Below are 18,219 nucleotides of genomic sequence, written 5' to 3'. Positions count from 1 at the left end.
ATATCTACCGTCTATCTCTACTTTCTTAAAACAATGAACTGACAACATAAATCGTGTCACCAGGGCCAACGGACTCTGTAAGAGATACCTCTTCTTGATCTTTCAGAAACGTTTCTAGTTCATTTCCTTTAAGCCCTTTTAAGTCGTTCTCTCTTGTCAGGTAGATATCACGCGTTTTTTTGTATCTCGCAGTAAAGCCACCAGCTAAAGACACCGCTTTTTCAACCGTTAATCCAGGTTGCCACTCAAAAGCACCAGGACGATTTACGACTCCGTTCACATAGATATTTCGGTATCGTTCAATCGTTACGGCAACTTTCGGGTTTATCAATACAGACCCTTTTAGTCCTGAGGTAATCTCTCGCTGTATTTCATTAAGAGTTCTCTTACGCGTTGACAGATCACCTAAATAAGGAAATTCGATGACTTCTCGCGTATCTACGTGCAATTTTTCGATCGATAAATCACTTTCACCGTAAACGGTAATATTAATTACATCACCGGGTGATACGACGTAATCACCTATGCTATTTCCTTTGGAATAAGCGTAAGAATTCCCTACCGCTGAAATAACCAGCAGTATTAACTTAATAATATTACTCACAAGATTCCTTTCTATTATTAGTAAGCTGTCTTGCCGACAAAACCTTTAAATATGGTTAGAAAAATCACTTTAATATCGAGCATTAAACTCCAGTTTTGTATATATCTGAGATCGTACTCGACGCGTTTTTCCATTTTATCTAGTGTGTCTGTTTCGCCTCGATAGCCGTTGACCTGAGCTAGACCTGTAATACCAGGTTTCACTTTGTGTCTTAACATGTATTTATCAACGATCGTTCTATACTCTTCGTTATGCGCTACCGCGTGTGGTCTTGGGCCGACAATAGACATTCGCCCTTGAATAACATTAATAAATTGAGGTAATTCATCTAGCGAGGTTCTTCTGATAAATGCACCAAACTCTGTCACTCGAGGATCATTTTTCGTTGCTTGCTTAACAACAGGGCCATTATCAGTAGCCCTCATAGAGCGAAACTTCCAGACCTCAATTGCTTGACCATCTAAACCATACCTGAGCTGCTTGAAGATAATTGGACCAGGGCTAGAGAGCTTCACACCAATCGCGACGAACAATAAGACTGGGCTTATCATCAAAGTGATGAGCGCCCCCAAAACAATGTCTTCCATTCGTTTAACAACACTTGCAAGACCGTAAAACGGGGTGTCTTGAACGCTGATTGTTGGGCTATTTCCGATTGTTCTCCAACGAGCTTGCATGAGCTCGTAAGTGTAGATGTCAGGGATTAAGTAGACGCGTGCAGTGGTGTCTGAGAACATGTTTACGACATCTTTTACGCGCTTTACTTCACCCATCGGCAGCGCTACGTAGACATGCCTAACTTCTCGGTTCTTTGCTTTGTTGACCGAATCAGATATCGAACCAAGAATCGGTTTAATTAAGCCTTCAGCAGGTAGACGTTTCGGCTCTCTATCATCATAAAAACCAACGAACTCAAGATTTGACGACTTATCTGCCATCATATCCTTCGCTAATCTAATACCTGCGTTAGAAACACCAACGATAATAGCTTTCTGCTTATATTGATATTTTTTGTAATGAGAGCGAAGCATTTGGTTGCCCGCTAATCGGCATGTAATAAGAGTTAAAGGCGTAGCCACCATCCAAGCGGTAACAACAACGCGCGAGTGTATTTCTGTCCATTTCGTAAAGAAGGCAAACAGTAGCAACACGAGCAAAGTTTGCATCCAAACCCCAAGAATATTCTTTAGTTCATGTCTTTGGGCAAATACTCCATTATATCTGTAGAGACCAGATTGCTCAGCAAAGAACACAAATAGTAGAGCAGACAAAAAACCTGACACTATATAAACTTTTGATATTGTCCCCAAATATATTAAGGAGATTAAGATTAGAGATGCAATAATTACCACTCCATCGACAATTCGATAGAGCGCACTTGACTCTTCTTCCCCAAATTTAACCTTACTGTACGTTGTTATGTCCATATTTAGCTACGCTTATATCCCTATCTTTTACGTTAGATAAGACTTGGTTAATTTACATTTCAGACAATAAAAAAGCCGTCTCATTTTCTAGAGAAGACAGTCTCATTTTTAAATATAACCGAGTGGAAAGTAAAGTCTCATTTTTGATAAACAAAATAAGATTTAACACGCCTAGAAAAACAATAAAGTTATTTTATAAAACTATTATTACTTTCACTATGCAGTGATATGACGATCGCAAAAACCAAGATGAGAAGACAAGAAACATTCAACTAAAACCTTAGTCTCTAATTTAAGAAACTAGATTGCTGATTATTAACTTTGAGACAATCTTAAGCTTAAATAATATTTTTTAATTTTATTTATTGACATGAAATGAAATTTAAAACTACAAAACTTAAAGATATATGAATATAAGAAATATGTTATTTCATGAGGGTATATTAAATGAGCTATGTTATCAGCAAACTATTATGGCGAGGCACACCATGCGAGGCTGGCTCATGCACCTTTTAGAAGCACCTGGAGGGAAACGAGACAACAAGGCCTCTCCAGAACATCTAGAGAAGCCGCAAACTCTGATCGGTGACACAACGCCGTTATTCACTATGTAGGTCTTTTGCCGTTGTTAGAGTTGAAACGATCGTTTAGAAACAACAACGCACTAGCAACAAGTGCGATTAGAGAGACGGTAAACAGTGCTGGCATCTCCAAAATCCATGCAAACGTCGCTGCTAAGAATGCAATGAAGGTAATCATACGGCTACTTGACATCACTCTGCCTAGTTTTCTATTCATAACTCCTCCTAACACATTGAATCGAGTCATAAACCCCATCCAAACCACATTTGTTTATGACCATTTCATTATGCCTGTCAAAGTTCTAAATTAAGCTAAATCCCTCTCAAAATAGATACAACTGTGATTTATGCATGACTAAAAAACACACAAATCAAGCATAAACATCAACAAAGAAGTAGAGAGTCATGAATAGACTAGAGAGAGCGACAAAACCTTTTACGTACCTTTGCTCAACCTGGCGTGAAACACGTGCTGCGATGTATCCGCCAGCTAGAGAGCCAAGCATAACGGCGATTCCTCGATACCAATCAATGGCTCCATCAAGGACGAAAATGAAAATCGCAATGATTGACACACAAGATGAAATGAGAAGTTTAACCCCATTCATTTGATTTATATCTGTATAGCCAGCAACAACCAAGTAGCTAAGAACGATGACGCCTAATCCTGCATTAAAGAACCCGCCGTACGCTGATACAAAGACAAGCAGTAACGTCACCGAGATCGTCGCGAACGTTGTTCGTCTCGAAGTTCCTTCGGATATGGCGGTTAATTTGGCACTGATTTTTGCTCCAAATAAGAATAACAGAGTGGCAAAAAACAATAGCCAAGGAATCGCAACCAAAAACTGAGTTTCTGATACGTTTAGCAGTAGATATGCACCAATAGCGCCGCCGATAAGGCTGTAGAAGATGGTCGATTTGATTGAAGACTTGAGCTCAGATATTTCATTGCGAAATCCGTAAGCACCACTCATGTAACCAGCACATGAAGCAAACGTATTAGTTGCATTCGCGATAACAGGTGGGACGCCAACAAAAATCAAAGCAGGAAAGGTAATGAAGCTCCCTCCCCCAGCAATACTATTTAAAACACCACCGAGCACACCCGCTGCAAACAACAGAATCCATTCCATTTTTCACCAAAACGATTAATAAACGTTCTTTTTACTCTAACGTGTGTATCAATCAGATAAAATAGACAGGGTTCAAATTACTGGACAGCAATCGCAAGCTCTTTCCAATCTTGCAACTCCGCTCGATAGTGCTCGGTTTGCTCCTCAGTCATCGAGTTGATGATTTTGATTAAGTAGTTATTCGCAACATTTCTATTGTGATTAAGCTTGTTCTCAAGTTGGTTGGTGTAAAGGCTTCTTGGATTAAACATCAAGTTGTCAAATTCAGGCTTAAACCGAATTAAATCATGTCTATCATTGAGTAGTGTGTTCACTTCAATACGCATATTGGTCTGATAGTTAACCCAATCACCCGAAGTCACATACATTTCTTGAGTCCATTGCTCTATCAATCGCTTTTGTGATGCGTTAACTTCTCCAAGCCAAGTATCTAAGTTGTCTTCTATCCTTTCTTGGTACACATGTCGTGTTTCAGTCTCGGTCAAAGGCTGATATTTGTTCTTATACTTGGTGTGGCGAACACGAATGTTGTCCATCAACTCTTCTACTTGTTCATCAGATAACTCTTGAGCTATCTCATACAATTCCGGGGCTATTCTCGCCACCAAACGCTCTGAGTGCTGTTGGAATTTTGCTTGTTGTTCTTCCAGCTGCTCTAAAGTAAGCGTATTCGGGTTGATTTGCATGAGTTCATCTAGATGATCGATATAGTTAGGTATCTCCTCGCTCCGATGCCACTCACTCAACAACGCAATTTTTTGCTCCACAACCTCTTCTTGAGCGTCATTGAGCTCGACGTAATCCTCAAGATATTCAATTAGAAGCCAGTCCATATTGTTGTACACGAACTTAGAGCTACACCCTACTAACGCACTACAAATAATGAGCAAAGTTCCTAGTTTTTTCACAACACTTCTCTTCCCTAAAAAGCCACTGCGCTGATACATTCTCGTTCAAGCTAGTTCGATCAAACTAGTTATCAAATATTGAGCATTTTTGATGCCAATTCTGAGCTCAATATACAAAGCTTTGATAGACAAAGAACTTAGAGCTGTTTTGTTTATTACCATAGGTAAATATAGTTCAACCATTGCCAGAAGAGGCAAAGGCTTACCTCTCCATAAACACTAATTATTCTCGAGAGTTGTAAACAATCGGTCGCCAACGGCTAGCGACTGAGTATAATGACCGACAAAACTTAAACTAGGTACAATTATGAAAATTTGTGGTGTAGAACTTAAAGGCAACGATGCAGTTATCTGTCTTCTTTCACATGAAGATAGTGTCGTTCACCTTCCAGATTGCCGTGTAGCAAAGATCTCAATTGCTAACGCGAATGACACCCAAGAGGTGAGAAAATTTCAATTCTCTTTTGCAAAACTAGTTGAAGATTACAAGATTGAAAAAGTGGTTATTCGTCAACGCCAAACTAAAGGTAAGTTCGCAGGCGGCGCTGTTGGCTTTAAGTTAGAAGCGGCGATTCAACTGATTGAAAGTTTGAACGTAGAAGTTGTTTCACCAACTCAAATCAAAGAGAGCCTGAAGAAAAACCCACTAGCAATTGGTTTCAAAGAGACCGGGTTAAAGCAATATCAAGAGCAAGCATTCACAACCGCTTATGCTTGCGCAATGATGCGAGGTTAACGAAAAAGCCCAAGTTAAACACTTGGGCTTTTTTATGATTAATCTTCCGAATGATTGTAAATATGCACATCTCGTTGTGGGAAAGGAATGGTGATTCCTTCTTCATCAAGACGTTTTTTCACTCGTTCTGTCACATCCCAATAGACATCCCAGTAATCATCCGTTTTAACCCACGGGCGGACAACAAAGTCGACTGATGATTCATTTAACGTATGGAGCTTAACCATAGGCTCTGGTGATTTAAGCACACGTTCATCAGCCGTCAGGATATCCATAAACACGGTTTTCGCTTTATCGATATCATCAGCGTAGCCAATTCCAAACACCATATCGACACGACGCACGGTCTCGACGGTAATATTGTTGATCACATCTCCCCAAATTTTATTATTTGGAATGATTAATCTCTGGTTATCAATGGTTTGTACCGTGGTAGACACTAAGCTCATGTTTTTTACTGTGCCTTGGATGCCTGCAACCTTAACCATGTCGCCAACATCGTATGGACGATAAATCAAGATCATCAAACCAGAAGCGAAGTTAGATAACGTATCTTGCAATGCGAAACCGATGATAACACCCGCAACACCGAAACCAGTCAATAGCGGTCCAAGTTCAATACCAACCTGAGACAATGCCACTAGTAGGCCTACAAAGATGACGGCTTTAGAGGCAATCGAAACAAAGAACTCTTGCATTAAGACACTAAAATCCATTTTGGAGTGCTTAACACTTTTACCAACCGCCGTCGATACAATCCTAGCAAGCTTACGCGTCAGATAAAGAATCGCCAGAAACAACGCAAGCTTAACCACAATCGAAGGAGTATTCTCAAACGCCCACTCTTTAAACGAAATCATCCACTCTTCAAGAAGGCCGTAAGCAACGCCGATATCAAGAACGTCCGCGTTGATATCACCCGTAATCGTCAATAGAATCTGCTTGTAGTCTGTGACATCAAGCCCCATCGAGTCCATGAGAGCAATCCCAGATTCAAAGCTCACCACCATCATCGCGATACGTTCGCTGTAACGAATCACTTCTTGAGTTAAGGTCGCTTTCTCAGCTTCACTCACGTAACCCAAACGTGCTTCTGTTTCTCGCTTTTGAGTATCCACATATAAGATCGCGTTGGAGAGAAACTCAACTCGCGTTTTCAGCGCAGTTTTGAACTCATCACGGACGGATGAAACATCAATAGCTCGCTGCTCTGCTTGTTGAAGTGTTGCTTCAAGCTGTCCGTAATAGGTGTCCATAATCGCAATTCGACGCTGCACTTTAAGGTCGAGATGTAATTTATCTTCTGCGCTTGCTGAGCGGGATTCTTTCGCCAGTTTATCGATGGCGGTTTCACTCATCGACAGCAAACCGCGCAATAATTCTATCTGCTCTAGCAATAACGCATCCGCACCTTCCGATAATGAACCATCTTGAAGCTTTTCAGTTAACAGCTCACGAAAGCGTTCGTTCTTTCTTCTTAAAACATCTTCTAAAAATGCTTGTTCACTTTCATGGGCTTGCGCTAGCTCGGTGAAATTTGAGTTTAGGCCACTCTGAATCTCAACCAATGTTTTTGCATTCGCCACAATAGAGAACGAGATAAAGGCAAAAAGAAACAGTGCCTTCATCACGTTAGGTAATCTACTCATTTACTCACCTCTGACTTCCATATCTAGTTATTCTCAGGATAGCGTTCCAATTCGGTATGCATCGCGACGTGCTTCCAAAAATTCGCTTTTTCTTCATCAACAAGTTGATATTTAGCTAAAGTGTACAATTCGACGAGCAATAATTGAGCTTCTAATAGGCCATGCTCTGCTGCATTCGTTAGCCAAAATTCCGCTTGAGCAATGTCTGTCACCGACATACTCATTTTTAAATGATGTTTTGCTAGGTCCAGTTGAGAAAGAGGATCTCCTCGCTCAGCTGCCACTCTTATCCAATTGGGCTCATCTTCATCTAACAACGAGTTTACCTGCTGATAATTAGCCAAATGCAAAATCGCTGGCATGTAACCACGATTTGCCGCTCTCTCTAGCCAATACAAGGCGATAGACGCGTCTTGCTGAACACTGACTCCATCAATATAGAACAAAGCAAGATTATATTCGCCTTGAGGGTGATCCTGATTTGCAGCTAAACGAAACCACATTTCGGCTTCATCAAAGCTTTTCTCAACGTGTTCCCCCTGCTCATACATCAGACCGAGCTTGACTTGCGCATGCGCCGATCCCGCTTCCGCAGCATTCATGATGGCATCATAAGTTGTTTCATGTGTTAGCTCAGCCCTACTGCTTGGTTGTTGGTTTGCATTGGTAACAAAAACCGCGAACAAAGAGAAAAATCCAATCAAAAGAGTTCGTTTATTCATATTCACTCCAAATTATTTGCGACTAGAATAGATTTCCTCTTACTGTACGATTTACCATTTCACGCCACCCAAAACACTCTGACCTATTACTTACTTTGTTAGCGTGAAGTTAACTCTCACTCCTTTTACGGATCAATATAGGATTAATGCTCTAACTTAAGTAAAAAGTCCTAATGACTAAATTGCTCAACCTCGCACCTTCTACTATCTTATGAAATAGAACACATAATAAAAATCAACTTCATTGAAATGGAATCCAATAAGGTTGGCGTGATATGAAAAACCCCTTTCGCTCGTTGCTTTCCAGGCGAGCTGATGTAACAGCCGCAGACACTCAGATCAAAAAGAGTGTTCTTGATGTCCTTCCTGAAGGCATCATCATTTGTGATGCACAGGCCGATTCCAACTCCATTTTCTACGCAAATCCCGCTTTTTTGGCCTTTCACAGCTGTGCGCACGGAGAGATTATTGGACAAAAGGTTTTTCGCTTTTTCAGCAATATCATCAACAGCAATGATGCACGAAACCTAAGCGTGGCACTTAAGGAACTTTCGTCGTCAAATCACACCTTTCACTTGAATCAACTCAGTGCCAATCGGTGGGTGAATCTACGTATTGAACCTATGCTACGTGATGACGGTAGCCTAAATTACTATGTCCTGACTCAATCGGACGTCACTGATATTCATAAAGCCAAGCTCGCGCTTAGAGAGAACAATCGTCAACTCAAGAAACTGGTTTCTACTCAGCATCAGAGAATCAATGAACATGAGCTTCAAATTGGTGTGATGTTCGATCAAGCAATGGATGCGATGATCTTACTCAACGAAAACAATCAAGTATTGGACGCAAATGACTCGGCACTCGCTCTATTTGATCAACCTCGTACAGAACTATTAGGGTTGGATATTGAAAATGTTCTTACCGATTTAAAGCCCAACCAGATTCAAAACCAGCTCGACAAAGTTCCTATGTATCAAGAGGTATCCTTAGAGGATGCCCTGTCTATACAGGTCAATGGATATGTCATTTTGTTATCAGGAGCGACTCGCTATATTTCAATTAAGAATCGTAAGTACATTGTGATCACCCTTCATGACCGCAGCTCAGAACATGTGGCAAAGATGGAGCTGCAACGAAACCGCAGTGAACTTGAAGAAGTCCTCAGGAACTTCAACTTAGCCACACAAGCTGGCGGTATTGGTATTTGGAGCTGGGACTTCGAATCCAATGAGTTATCTTGGGACGAACGTATGTACGAGATCTATGGCGTTGACCCCGGGGAGTCCGAAAATAACTACACAATGTGGCAAGAACGCGTTCACCCCCATGACGTGTCACACGCAGAAGAGGCTCTACTGCATGCCAAAGAGACCTTGTCCCAATTTATCGCTGAATTTCGTATCCAGATGCCTGACGGCGAAATACGTTGGATAAAAGCCGCCGCAGACGTCATTTTTGACCAAGATAACACTACCCCAATTGGCATGGGGGGAGTCAATATAGACATCACTAAAGAAAAGAATGCTCAAGCCTCACTTCGAGCAGAAAGCGAAATCGCACAAGCGGCGAACGAAGCAAAGTCAATGTTCTTGGCTAACATGAGCCACGAAATTCGTACCCCAATGAACGGGGTTGTGGGAATGCTAAGCCTACTGAGCGAAACCAGTTTAGAAACCGAGCAGCGAACAATGGTCGGCACCATCAAAGACTCGGCCCTAACACTTCTTCATATTATTAACGACATCCTTGATTTCTCCAAAATTGAAGCGGGTCAAATGTCATTAGAAAGTGTCCCTGTCGAACTGCAGACCTTACTAGAGCGTTCGTTAGATGTGCTGCACCTTCAGGCCAGCAACAAAGGCATAGAAATGTACTTAACCTATGACGCTGATTTGCCGAAAGTCATCATGAGCGACAGCGTAAGATTGAGTCAAATCATGCTCAACTTGATTGGTAATGCCGTCAAATTCACCGATAGCACAGACGAAATACAGGGCAAAATTTGGGTATCAGCCTCTTTAGGTACCAACGGCATCGCACCTTGTATTGACCTTATCGTCGAAGACAACGGCATCGGTATGACCAAAGAGCAGTTGAGCAAACTATTTAAAGCCTTTACTCAAGCTGATACAAGCACAACACGCCTTTACGGGGGAACAGGGCTTGGTCTTTCGATTACACAGTCCTTGCTCGAGCTTATGGGGGGGAGCATCCATGTAGAGAGCGAATTTGGCGTTAGCAGCCGATTTTCTCTTGAAATACCGTTTATAGAAGTAGAATCGACCCCTGAGGATGTTACGAAAGAGCACCTTTCTGGCACACGTATTTTAATGGTAACCAATAACCAAAATGTGAATACCTTTTGTGATATTAATCTGTCCAACTATGACTGTAAGCTCCATACCGTATCTAGCCTGCCTCGCGCGATAAAAGTGCTCAAACACGCTAAAGATTCCGATATACGAATCGACGTCCTTCTTATTGGCCCCGATCTCTATGACACGATGACACAAAACAGATTGTCAGACTCTGAGCATCGCTTTCTATCCAGTTTCAAGTGCATCCTGTTTTCATCTCTTGCTGGTGGAAAAACTGGATTCATCATGCCAAGCCTATATGTCATGAATTGTAGCCCATTCAAACCAAGCGAATTAACTCATGCTATCGCAGCGATTAAAGGGTTGATTAGCCCTGATATTTCACATCAACAAGTCGATACACCCGCTCTAAAAAGTCATGAGGAGAAAGAAGGACTCATACTGGTTGTTGACGACCAAGCTACAAACAGAGATGTACTACAACGGCAGCTCTCGTACTTAGGCTACCAGAGCGAGCTTGCATCTCACGGCCAAGAAGCGCTTCAAATAATTAAGAAACGTCACTTTGATTTGATTCTTACCGACTGCCATATGCCAATAATGGATGGATACGAGCTCACCAAACAAATACGCCAGTTAGAGCAACAAGACAGAAATCGTGGTCATATCCCTATCGTGGCCATAACGGCCAACGCAATGGTGGAAGCTTCGGAGCAATGTATGATCTCAGGGATGGATGATTACCTGACAAAACCTGTCGAACTTAAAACGCTGAACAGCACCATTGAAAAATGGATGACACTCGCCCCTTTGGTGAGTATCAACTCAAGTAAAGTCAGTGACGATTTTCAAGATATCTCGACTAGCGCAAGTAACAGTCCCATCTGCCTAAATAGTTTACGAGATATTTTAGGTACGACTGAACCCGAGGTTATTTCTCCTCTGTTAGAAGGTTATTGGGACTCGGTCACGGAAGATCTTCACCTTGCCGAAGAAGCGTTGATCCAAAAAGACGAGCTATCGCTTCAACAAGTCGCTCACGCAGCAAAAGGGGCGGCTCGTTCCGCAGGCGCGAATGATCTCGCAAAGACTTTTGAGTTCATCCAGAACACTGCGACGACCAAAGATTGGCGCTCTCTTACTGATAAACTTAATCAAAGCCGTAAGGAAGCGGAAAGAATAAAAGTGTATTTAGTTAAAAGCTCAATCATAGAAGACACGGAACTATCACTATGACTATGACTCAATTTTCCCCAAGTAAATATACAATTTTGGTCGTTGAAGACCACCAATTTTCCCGTAAAGCTCTACTGAACATGTTGGTCAGAGCTGGGTTTGAAAATATCCTATGTGCGAAAGATGGGCTTGAAGCCATCGAGAAGCTAAACCATCACTCAATTGATTTGGTCATTACTGACATCAACATGCCTATGGTCAATGGCTTAGAGCTCATAAAACAGATACGAGAAGGTCTAACCCAAACTACGAAATTGACCAGTATCATAGCCGTCACGACCCTGTCTGATACCGCTACGATTGCTGCATGTATGACGTTAGAAGTTGACGCTTTTCTGGTGAAACCCGTCACGGTTCAAAACACTAAGGTTCAGATAAAAAATGCTATTTTAGAACCCAAACAACTCTATCAAGAACATCTTTACCGAAAGGTTGATACGGAGGTTCACTTACCCTCTCAAGAAACACCAGTAGAGAGCAATGCTCCTCGTATCAAAGAAGTGTCATCGCATGTTGAGCAGATCACGAAACTCTCTGAACTCAGGGAGAACATGATCATTATCGACAGTATTCGAGCAAAAACCGGCGGATGCTTGTTGGAAGCGGGAACAAAAATAAATGAGAAGTTGCTTAGAAGACTGTACGAGCTCAGCGGGGTGATTGAGATTTGCCCAATGTCTGTTCGTATCGATGAAACTCAGATAGTGTGCTAATTACCTCTTGTGATTTGGATAGACTTAGCCCGTACACGCAGATAACTAGGCCCCCCCCTCATTTAAACAAACCTGCCGATACCGCTTCCTAGTTATAAAGGCTCCTAGACCTTATTCCTTTTCGACCTTTTCAAGCTCCTCTAACGCAAGTTCAAAGTCATATTTTTCTAAAGCAAGCGCCACATTGTTCAACATACCGATATAGGGTTGATTAGAGTTAAGGTCATTCACCACCTTAATTGCTTCTCCATCAAACGATTCAATCTTAACCTTGATACTCTCCCAGTCTGATTGAAGGATTGAACCTCCGCTAGGTGACGAATTAGTCTCTTCTTCGTTTAAGAGTGGCTTAACATGAGCAATCAGGTCATTCAAATGCACCTGCGCATCTTCAAGCTCTGATCTTTGAACGATCAGCTCTTTTGCTTGTTGTTCCAATTTCTTCATCACGTTTGCTAACTGCTCACCACCGATAGAACCAGAAATACCTTTTAAGGTGTGAAGAGTTCTTTCTAATGATGCAAAGTCATTTTCTTCGTGCTGTTGAAGGGCCTCTGTAAAGAGTGCTGGAGCTTGGTGGGTAAATTTACTCAACAATTTTTGCTGTAAATGAATGTCTCCCTGAGTAAACAGATCTAACGACGTTTGTGAAAAGACTGCCAGCGACTGATTTACCTCAGGAATCTGCTCTGCACCTTCCATTTTATTGCTACCGCTAAGCAAAGCGCTTGGCGGTTCACGTTGCGGCTCAATAAACTCAGATAACTTGATAACAAACTGCTCGAACAGTATCGGTTTTTCAATGAACCCATTCATACCCGCTTCAAATGTCTTTTGTTTGACTTCCGAGAATACATTGGCTGACATCGCAATAATTGGTGTTTCATTGCCGCTCGTCCTGATCTGTTTTGTTGCCTCAAATCCATCCAGATTAGGCATCTGTAGATCCATTAGAATAAGCGCATATTGATGTGCTTTTACTTGCTCCAATGCTTCGAGGCCATCATTAGCGATATCTGCGTTAAGATTAAGCTTGGAAAGTAACGCCAATGCCAAGTCTTGGTTGAGCTCATTATCTTCAACCAGTAGAACCTTCTCGCCTGCAAACATCACCTGCTCTTCTCGCGGTGCACTTTGCGCTTTAAGTGCCTTAACCTCTTGCGCGCTTGATCTGGGCAGCGTTAATTCAAACGAAAAACAGCTTCCGCGCTCTAACTCGCTGGTGACGGTAATGTGACCTCCCATCGCGGATACAAGCTTCTGGCTGATATTCAACCCCAACCCAGTTCCTCCAAACTTGCGCGTCGTGGTGCTATCGGCTTGGCTGAACGCTTCAAACAAAGCGTCAATGTTTTGTTTTGAGATTCCGATCCCTGAATCAGTCACAGCAATTAAAACTGACATTTCAGAGTCAGATTGGGAGATCAATTTAGCCTTTAACTCGACATAACCTTGAGGTGTAAATTTCACCGCATTACCGACCAAATTAAGCACTATTTGAAACAGTCTCAGCGAATCTCCGACAACGGGCGTACTCAGGCCAGAATCTAACACCACTTTGAGTTCCAAAGCCTTCTCATCGGCCTTTACCTGCATCAGTTCAATCACTTCAGCTAATGTCTCAGACATATCAAAAGGAATCGACTCTAATCCAAGCTGGCCCGCTTCAATCTTTGAGAAGTCGAGAATATCGTTGATGATATTGAGTAGAGACTGAGCAGAACGATGCACCTTTTCGACATAGTTCTTAGCTATCGGATTGGCTATCTCGCCAATAGCAAGGTGAGACAAACCAATAATCGCATTCATCGGTGTACGTATCTCGTGACTCATGTTAGCTAGGAATTCTGATTTGGCTTGGCTGGCAGCATCTGCCCTATCTTTTTCAAGCTCAAGTTGATCATTCAAAGACTTCATCTCTGAAATGTCGAACGCCCAAAACAGGGTAGCAGGCTTTCCTTCAACGACGAGCTTGTAGTAACTCACTAGAGCGGTAAAAGGCTCCCCTGTGGACTTCAATAGCTTCAATTCTTTGTTAACAACAAAATTCTGTTTAGTGAGCGTATTAAAGACCTCAGCACGATCGTCCAACGACACATAGATCCGAGTAACATCAAAACTCGACATATCTTCATCTTGAAGCACAAACAGAAGGCGCGCCGTATCATTGACGTACTCAACTCGGTCGTCGATCACAACACTCGCCGCAATCGGGGAAGTATTGAGAATATCGTAAAGCTCATTTCTTGCTTGAACAAGTTGCTCTGTAGCTTGATTAGCAATGGCGACTTGTCGTTTAAGTTGACGGTTCCAGACAAATATCAGCACCATAATTAACAAAGAGAAACCTGAGATCAGGTAAACCAACTTGTAATCGATGGTTTCAATATTCCTAGGCGTGGTCCATTTGGAGGCAATTTGTTGATGCTCTTCAGCTGAAATTGAATAGATTGCTTTGTTGAGGATAGACAGCAATAACGGCTCTGTTTTGATGACATGAAGGCTCGGAGTTACGGATTCAGTCAATCTGCCAACGATGCGAATATCGGAGTAACCAGCAGAGTTAATCAGGTAATTGACGACATGCACCGTATCAATCATGCCATCGAGATCGCCATCCTCGACTTGAATCAGCCCCTCCTTGGTCGAATTGATTTGAACCCAGTCTACATTAGGGTGGCGTCGAGTAATATCAGGGGTATTAGCACCATTTTTTAATATCCCTATTTTCCAACCTGTTGCATTTTCTAATACCAAACTCCGGACATCTCGTTTTGAGGCTACCGCTAACCGACTGGAGAACAATCCCCGAGCAACTCGATAGTTTTCACCCAACGTTTCATTCTCGATTGCGGCAGAAATAAGCTCAACGGTTCCATGATCAGCCAGTTTTATCGTCTCTTCCCAACTCTCTACACTAACCGCGGTAATGCTTAAGCCCGTCTTTTCCCGAATCAGATCCAAGTAATCTTCAACAATCCCGACATACTCACCCTTGTCGTTAATTGCTTCGTAAGGCATTGCATTGGGATCCACACCTACCCTCAGCCTTGGTTGCTGTTTGATCCACTGCCTCTCGGAGTTGCTTAAATTGAGAATTTCACCAGTCAGATTTTTATTCGTGTAAAGCTCTTCAACATACCGCCGAGCGTTCGGACCAAATATTGCGAACTGTTCTACAGACGGAAAGTAAGTATGCTTCTCGACTAAGTCCCTTACGTCGAAGTGGAAGTTGACCTCACCTACATACGTTCGCCCCCCTTTCGTTTCATAATACGCACTCTTAGTGACTGAAGCGTAGCGCGACTTATCCGAAAGCGTTTTTCGCCCTATCGATTTATCTAATAACCAAGTTAGTTGAGTTTCGCCCGCAGTGTCTGAGTCGAAATGGATCTGCTTAAATGAAGTTTGGCTATCAAACAGCTCAAGAACACTCTCAATATCGTCTGTTCGGTCATTGACAATAAAGTAAGCCATCACCTGAGCGACAATCTCCGCTTTGGTCAATGTCTTAGTGAGGTCTTGTTCGATGTAACGTTCAATTAAGCCGTCCATTTCATTGCCATTTGATCTAACACTGTCTAGCGCAGCGTTGAAATCATCTCTTAGCTGCTCAGTTTTAAACTCAGCTCGAATTGGTGACTTAATCGCATGCTCAGTATGGAGTTTGAGTTGAGAGCTCTCTATGTAACCGGTGTTACTTAAAAACCACTCTAAAACCCGATGCTCAATCAAAAGTACATCGATATCTAATGTTCGCAGCTGTGAAAACGCAGTTTCCAGTGTGTTGACATCGACTACCTCAGCAACATCAATCTTGGTGATAAGCTCTTCTAAAGCGCGCTTACTCGGTGACGTTTCATCGTAGAGAAGCGCGCCCAATTTGAGGTCGGTTTGACTATCAATATTTAGATTTCTGCCACTCAATGTAACTGGAACAAATTCGATATCAATAATCGGTTTTGTGAGAAAGCGCCTATTGTCTTCGACATCTGAAATACTTGATACAAAAGAGAATGAGTCATCCGCCTTTAGCGCTTTATTCGCTGCTGTTGGCGGCAGTGTGACAACGTCACCAAGCTGATACCCCATTCTGTTTACCAACAATTGGATGATCCCATGCTCTAGTCCAACTGATGGGCTATCAGGGTACATATAAGGTGGATTACCAAAACCAAACACCCCTTTTAACTTTGGCCTAAAAGGTGATTCACCTAACCAAACCGAACGTACATCATTTCTCCACTCACTTGAGAGGTGATCGAATTGATGGTTGTGCAGCTCAAGCAATTCTGGTTTCGAGCGTTCAATCAGCATCGAAGCTTGTAATTGTTCCCATACGGAAAGGAAATAGAGTGTCGTCAGGTCCTCAATGCCCGACTGTTGAGCAAGCTCTAACGTAGAAACAGGTTCAGACCAAATTGCGTCAACGTAGCCTTTTTCAAGAGCCCTTAACGCATCAATGACCGTTGGATAGGGATAGCCCTCTGCCACTTTCTTCTGAAAACCGTTTTGTGGTAGCTGCATACTTTGTTCAATGTATGCCACTTTTTTTGGTCTATCGCCTCTCACAGCGTGACTCAAGAAATTGTTTTCAGGAATAATCAAAGCGGCTTGATAAGGAAAATAAGGCTGAGTAACAAACCACTCGCTCCCTGAGTTCGGCATGGCATGTTGAAACGGAAACACATCCGCTTGTTTATCTTTCAATGCCTGCTTTGCCTGTGCATACGAAGTGACGATTTTGAATTGCACGTCTATGCCATAGCGCTCTGTGAAGTCATCGGTAAAACTTCGTACCACACCATCCACTTCGCCACTGTCATTGATAAAGGAATAGGGATAGTGATTTCGGAATACGACATAGGTAATGGTTGGATTTTGCTCAGCCCATTGCTGAGTGCGAGTAGACAAATCACTTAAATCAGCCGCACCCACTGCGCCAGGCAACGCTAGCCAAACCCAAACGAATACACCGAAAAACACTCGGATGAAGGCACTACTCATCTTTAAAACGCTCTTTAATCTCAAGGATTTGTTTTAGGTTAGCGAGAAACAGGTCAACTAAGTGAGGATCGAAGTGCTGCCCACTTTCCTCTTTTAACAACCCTAACGTTTTATCGATACTCCATGCTTGTTTATACGGTCGCTCCGAAGTCAGTGCATCAAACACATCTGCAATCGCCGCGATTCGGCCAACAAGCGGAATATCTTCACCTGCAATTCCATTCGGATAACCTGAGCCGTTCCACTTTTCGTGATGGTACTTTGCGACCTCAATGGCAACTTTCATCAACTTGGAGTCACCATAACTGCCTAATATCTCAACGCCATAGTCAACGTGCTTTTGCATCGTCGCCCATTCTTCTTTGTCGAGTTTACCTGGCTTCAAAAGCACACTGTCAGGAATACCTATCTTACCCACATCGTGCATCGGGGCGGCATCTCTTAACGTATCAGCATCTTGCTCAGTCATACCGGCTGCCAACGCCAACACATGACAATAGTGGCTCATGCGCATGACATGCATACCAGTTTCATTGTCCTTGAATTCCGCCGCTCGTCCCAAGCTGTGGATGGTTTCAAGCTTGCCCTGCGCTATCTCTTTGGTCTGCTCTTTTACTTTCTGATAAAGCGTTCTCTGATGATCGTAAAGCGCCAAGTGTGTCTTTACTCGCTGAAGCGCAATAGCAGGCGTAATCGGTTTGGTGATGTAGTCGACGGCGCCAAGCTCTAGGCCTTTGACTTCATCGCTTGGCTCAATCTTGGCTGTCACAAAGATGATAGGAATATGCGCCGTATTCGGTTGGGACTTTAAGATTTCACACACTTCGTAGCCATTTAGCTCTGGCATCATGATATCAAGCAGAATAATGTCGGGCTGAGGCACCATTTGTGCAATCTTGATCGCGAGTTTTCCATTAATCGCTAACTTAATTTGGTAACTATCCCCTAGAATGCCCGTCAGTACATCTAGGTTACTCGGGGTATCATCTACGATTAAAACAACTGGTTTTGAATCCATGCATTCCTCATTCAAACAAATGATATATCAGCTATTTTTAGTTTAGATGTGTTCTGACAAGTCTCCACTTTTCGGGCAATTTAACTCCAAAAGTGATAGCAAAGTCATTGTCTTATCCAATCTAAATACACGCTATTGGCGCTAAATGGTAAGCCCTGTTG

At 42.6% G+C, this 18,219-nt stretch carries 13 protein-coding genes; 4 read left to right on the top strand and 9 right to left on the bottom strand.

Annotated elements, in window-relative coordinates; translation table 11 throughout:
• Positions 1-25: 25 nt before the first annotated feature.
• Complete coding sequence (locus F0231_RS11815) at positions 26-604, bottom strand: polysaccharide biosynthesis/export family protein (RefSeq protein ID WP_171759923.1); 579 nt, start codon at positions 602-604, stop codon at positions 26-28.
• A gap of 17 nt (positions 605-621) precedes the next feature.
• Positions 622-2,031 carry an undecaprenyl-phosphate glucose phosphotransferase gene (locus tag F0231_RS11810; protein ID WP_171759922.1) on the bottom strand — a complete coding sequence of 470 codons (1,410 nt, stop codon included), beginning with the start codon at positions 2,029-2,031 and terminating at the stop codon, positions 622-624.
• A gap of 488 nt (positions 2,032-2,519) precedes the next feature.
• Between F0231_RS11810 and F0231_RS21135 the strand changes: the two genes are divergently transcribed.
• Entirely contained in the window at positions 2,520-2,645 is a 126-nt protein-coding gene (locus tag F0231_RS21135) for a hypothetical protein (RefSeq protein WP_301337907.1), read from the top strand.
• Here the strand turns inward: F0231_RS21135 and F0231_RS11805 are convergent.
• From F0231_RS11805 to F0231_RS11795, 3 genes are all read right to left on the bottom strand, one after another.
• Positions 2,638-2,829, bottom strand: a complete 192-nt coding sequence (locus F0231_RS11805) for a hypothetical protein (protein WP_171759921.1) — start codon at positions 2,827-2,829, stop codon at positions 2,638-2,640. The two genes, F0231_RS21135 and F0231_RS11805, sit on opposite strands and share 8 nt — an antisense overlap.
• A gap of 154 nt (positions 2,830-2,983) precedes the next feature.
• Positions 2,984-3,748: a sulfite exporter TauE/SafE family protein gene (locus F0231_RS11800; protein ID WP_171759920.1), complete on the bottom strand. Its 765-nt coding sequence runs from the start codon at positions 3,746-3,748 to the stop codon at positions 2,984-2,986.
• A gap of 77 nt (positions 3,749-3,825) precedes the next feature.
• Positions 3,826-4,656: a DUF6279 family lipoprotein gene (locus F0231_RS11795; RefSeq protein ID WP_171759919.1), complete on the bottom strand. Its 831-nt coding sequence runs from the start codon at positions 4,654-4,656 to the stop codon at positions 3,826-3,828.
• A gap of 307 nt (positions 4,657-4,963) precedes the next feature.
• Between F0231_RS11795 and F0231_RS11790 the strand changes: the two genes are divergently transcribed.
• A complete protein-coding gene (locus F0231_RS11790; RefSeq protein WP_171759918.1) occupies positions 4,964-5,392 on the top strand; it encodes a DUF3010 family protein in 429 nt (142 codons plus the stop codon).
• A 38-nt stretch (positions 5,393-5,430) separates the two neighbouring features.
• On the opposite strand, the gene F0231_RS11785 is transcribed toward F0231_RS11790, so the two are convergent.
• Positions 5,431-7,041 carry a mechanosensitive ion channel family protein gene (locus F0231_RS11785; protein ID WP_253825782.1) on the bottom strand — a complete coding sequence of 537 codons (1,611 nt, stop codon included), beginning with the start codon at positions 7,039-7,041 and terminating at the stop codon, positions 5,431-5,433.
• Positions 7,042-7,064: 23 nt separating this feature from the next.
• Positions 7,065-7,763, bottom strand: coding sequence for a tetratricopeptide repeat protein (locus F0231_RS11780; RefSeq protein ID WP_171759917.1), 699 nt, complete (start codon positions 7,761-7,763; stop codon positions 7,065-7,067).
• Positions 7,764-8,038: 275 nt separating this feature from the next.
• Between F0231_RS11780 and F0231_RS11775 the strand changes: the two genes are divergently transcribed.
• Entirely contained in the window at positions 8,039-11,320 is a 3,282-nt protein-coding gene (locus tag F0231_RS11775; protein ID WP_171759916.1) for a response regulator, read from the top strand.
• Positions 11,317-12,033, top strand: coding sequence for a response regulator (locus tag F0231_RS11770; protein ID WP_253825781.1), 717 nt, complete (start codon positions 11,317-11,319; stop codon positions 12,031-12,033). Before F0231_RS11775 ends, F0231_RS11770 begins: the two co-directional genes overlap by 4 nt.
• A 111-nt stretch (positions 12,034-12,144) precedes the next feature.
• Here the strand turns inward: F0231_RS11770 and F0231_RS11765 are convergent, their stop codons facing one another.
• Together F0231_RS11765 and F0231_RS11760 are read right to left on the bottom strand one after the other, a co-directional pair.
• The gene (locus F0231_RS11765) at positions 12,145-17,040 is read right to left on the bottom strand and encodes a transporter substrate-binding domain-containing protein (protein ID WP_171759915.1); all 4,896 of its coding nucleotides are present in this window, start codon (positions 17,038-17,040) and stop codon (positions 12,145-12,147) included.
• Complete coding sequence (locus F0231_RS11760; RefSeq protein ID WP_171759914.1) at positions 17,033-18,058, bottom strand: HD-GYP domain-containing protein; 1,026 nt, start codon at positions 18,056-18,058, stop codon at positions 17,033-17,035. The genes F0231_RS11765 and F0231_RS11760 overlap by 8 nt, the downstream gene beginning before the upstream one ends.
• Between the last annotated feature and the right edge of the window lie 161 nt (positions 18,059-18,219).

The sequence above is a fragment of the Vibrio sp. RE86 genome (genome assembly GCF_013114545.1).
Lineage (GTDB): Bacteria > Pseudomonadota > Gammaproteobacteria > Enterobacterales > Vibrionaceae > Vibrio.
Note: the sequence above shows the minus strand (reverse complement) of the source record. Positions and strands in the feature narration are given on the sequence as shown.

Coding starts and splice junctions, on each gene's coding strand:
- F0231_RS11810 (WP_171759922.1), bottom strand. CDS start 2,031: ATGGACATAACAACGTACAGTAAGGTTAAATTTGGGGAAGAAGAGTCA.
- F0231_RS21135 (WP_301337907.1), top strand. CDS start 2,520: ATGCGAGGCTGGCTCATGCACCTTTTAGAAGCACCTGGAGGGAAACGA.
- F0231_RS11805 (WP_171759921.1), bottom strand. CDS start 2,829: ATGAATAGAAAACTAGGCAGAGTGATGTCAAGTAGCCGTATGATTACC.
- F0231_RS11800 (WP_171759920.1), bottom strand. CDS start 3,748: ATGGAATGGATTCTGTTGTTTGCAGCGGGTGTGCTCGGTGGTGTTTTA.
- F0231_RS11790 (WP_171759918.1), top strand. CDS start 4,964: ATGAAAATTTGTGGTGTAGAACTTAAAGGCAACGATGCAGTTATCTGT.
- F0231_RS11785 (WP_253825782.1), bottom strand. CDS start 7,041: ATGAGTAGATTACCTAACGTGATGAAGGCACTGTTTCTTTTTGCCTTT.
- F0231_RS11780 (WP_171759917.1), bottom strand. CDS start 7,763: ATGAATAAACGAACTCTTTTGATTGGATTTTTCTCTTTGTTCGCGGTT.
- F0231_RS11775 (WP_171759916.1), top strand. CDS start 8,039: ATGAAAAACCCCTTTCGCTCGTTGCTTTCCAGGCGAGCTGATGTAACA.
- F0231_RS11770 (WP_253825781.1), top strand. CDS start 11,317: ATGACTATGACTCAATTTTCCCCAAGTAAATATACAATTTTGGTCGTT.
- F0231_RS11765 (WP_171759915.1), bottom strand. CDS start 17,040: ATGAGTAGTGCCTTCATCCGAGTGTTTTTCGGTGTATTCGTTTGGGTT.
- F0231_RS11760 (WP_171759914.1), bottom strand. CDS start 18,058: ATGGATTCAAAACCAGTTGTTTTAATCGTAGATGATACCCCGAGTAAC.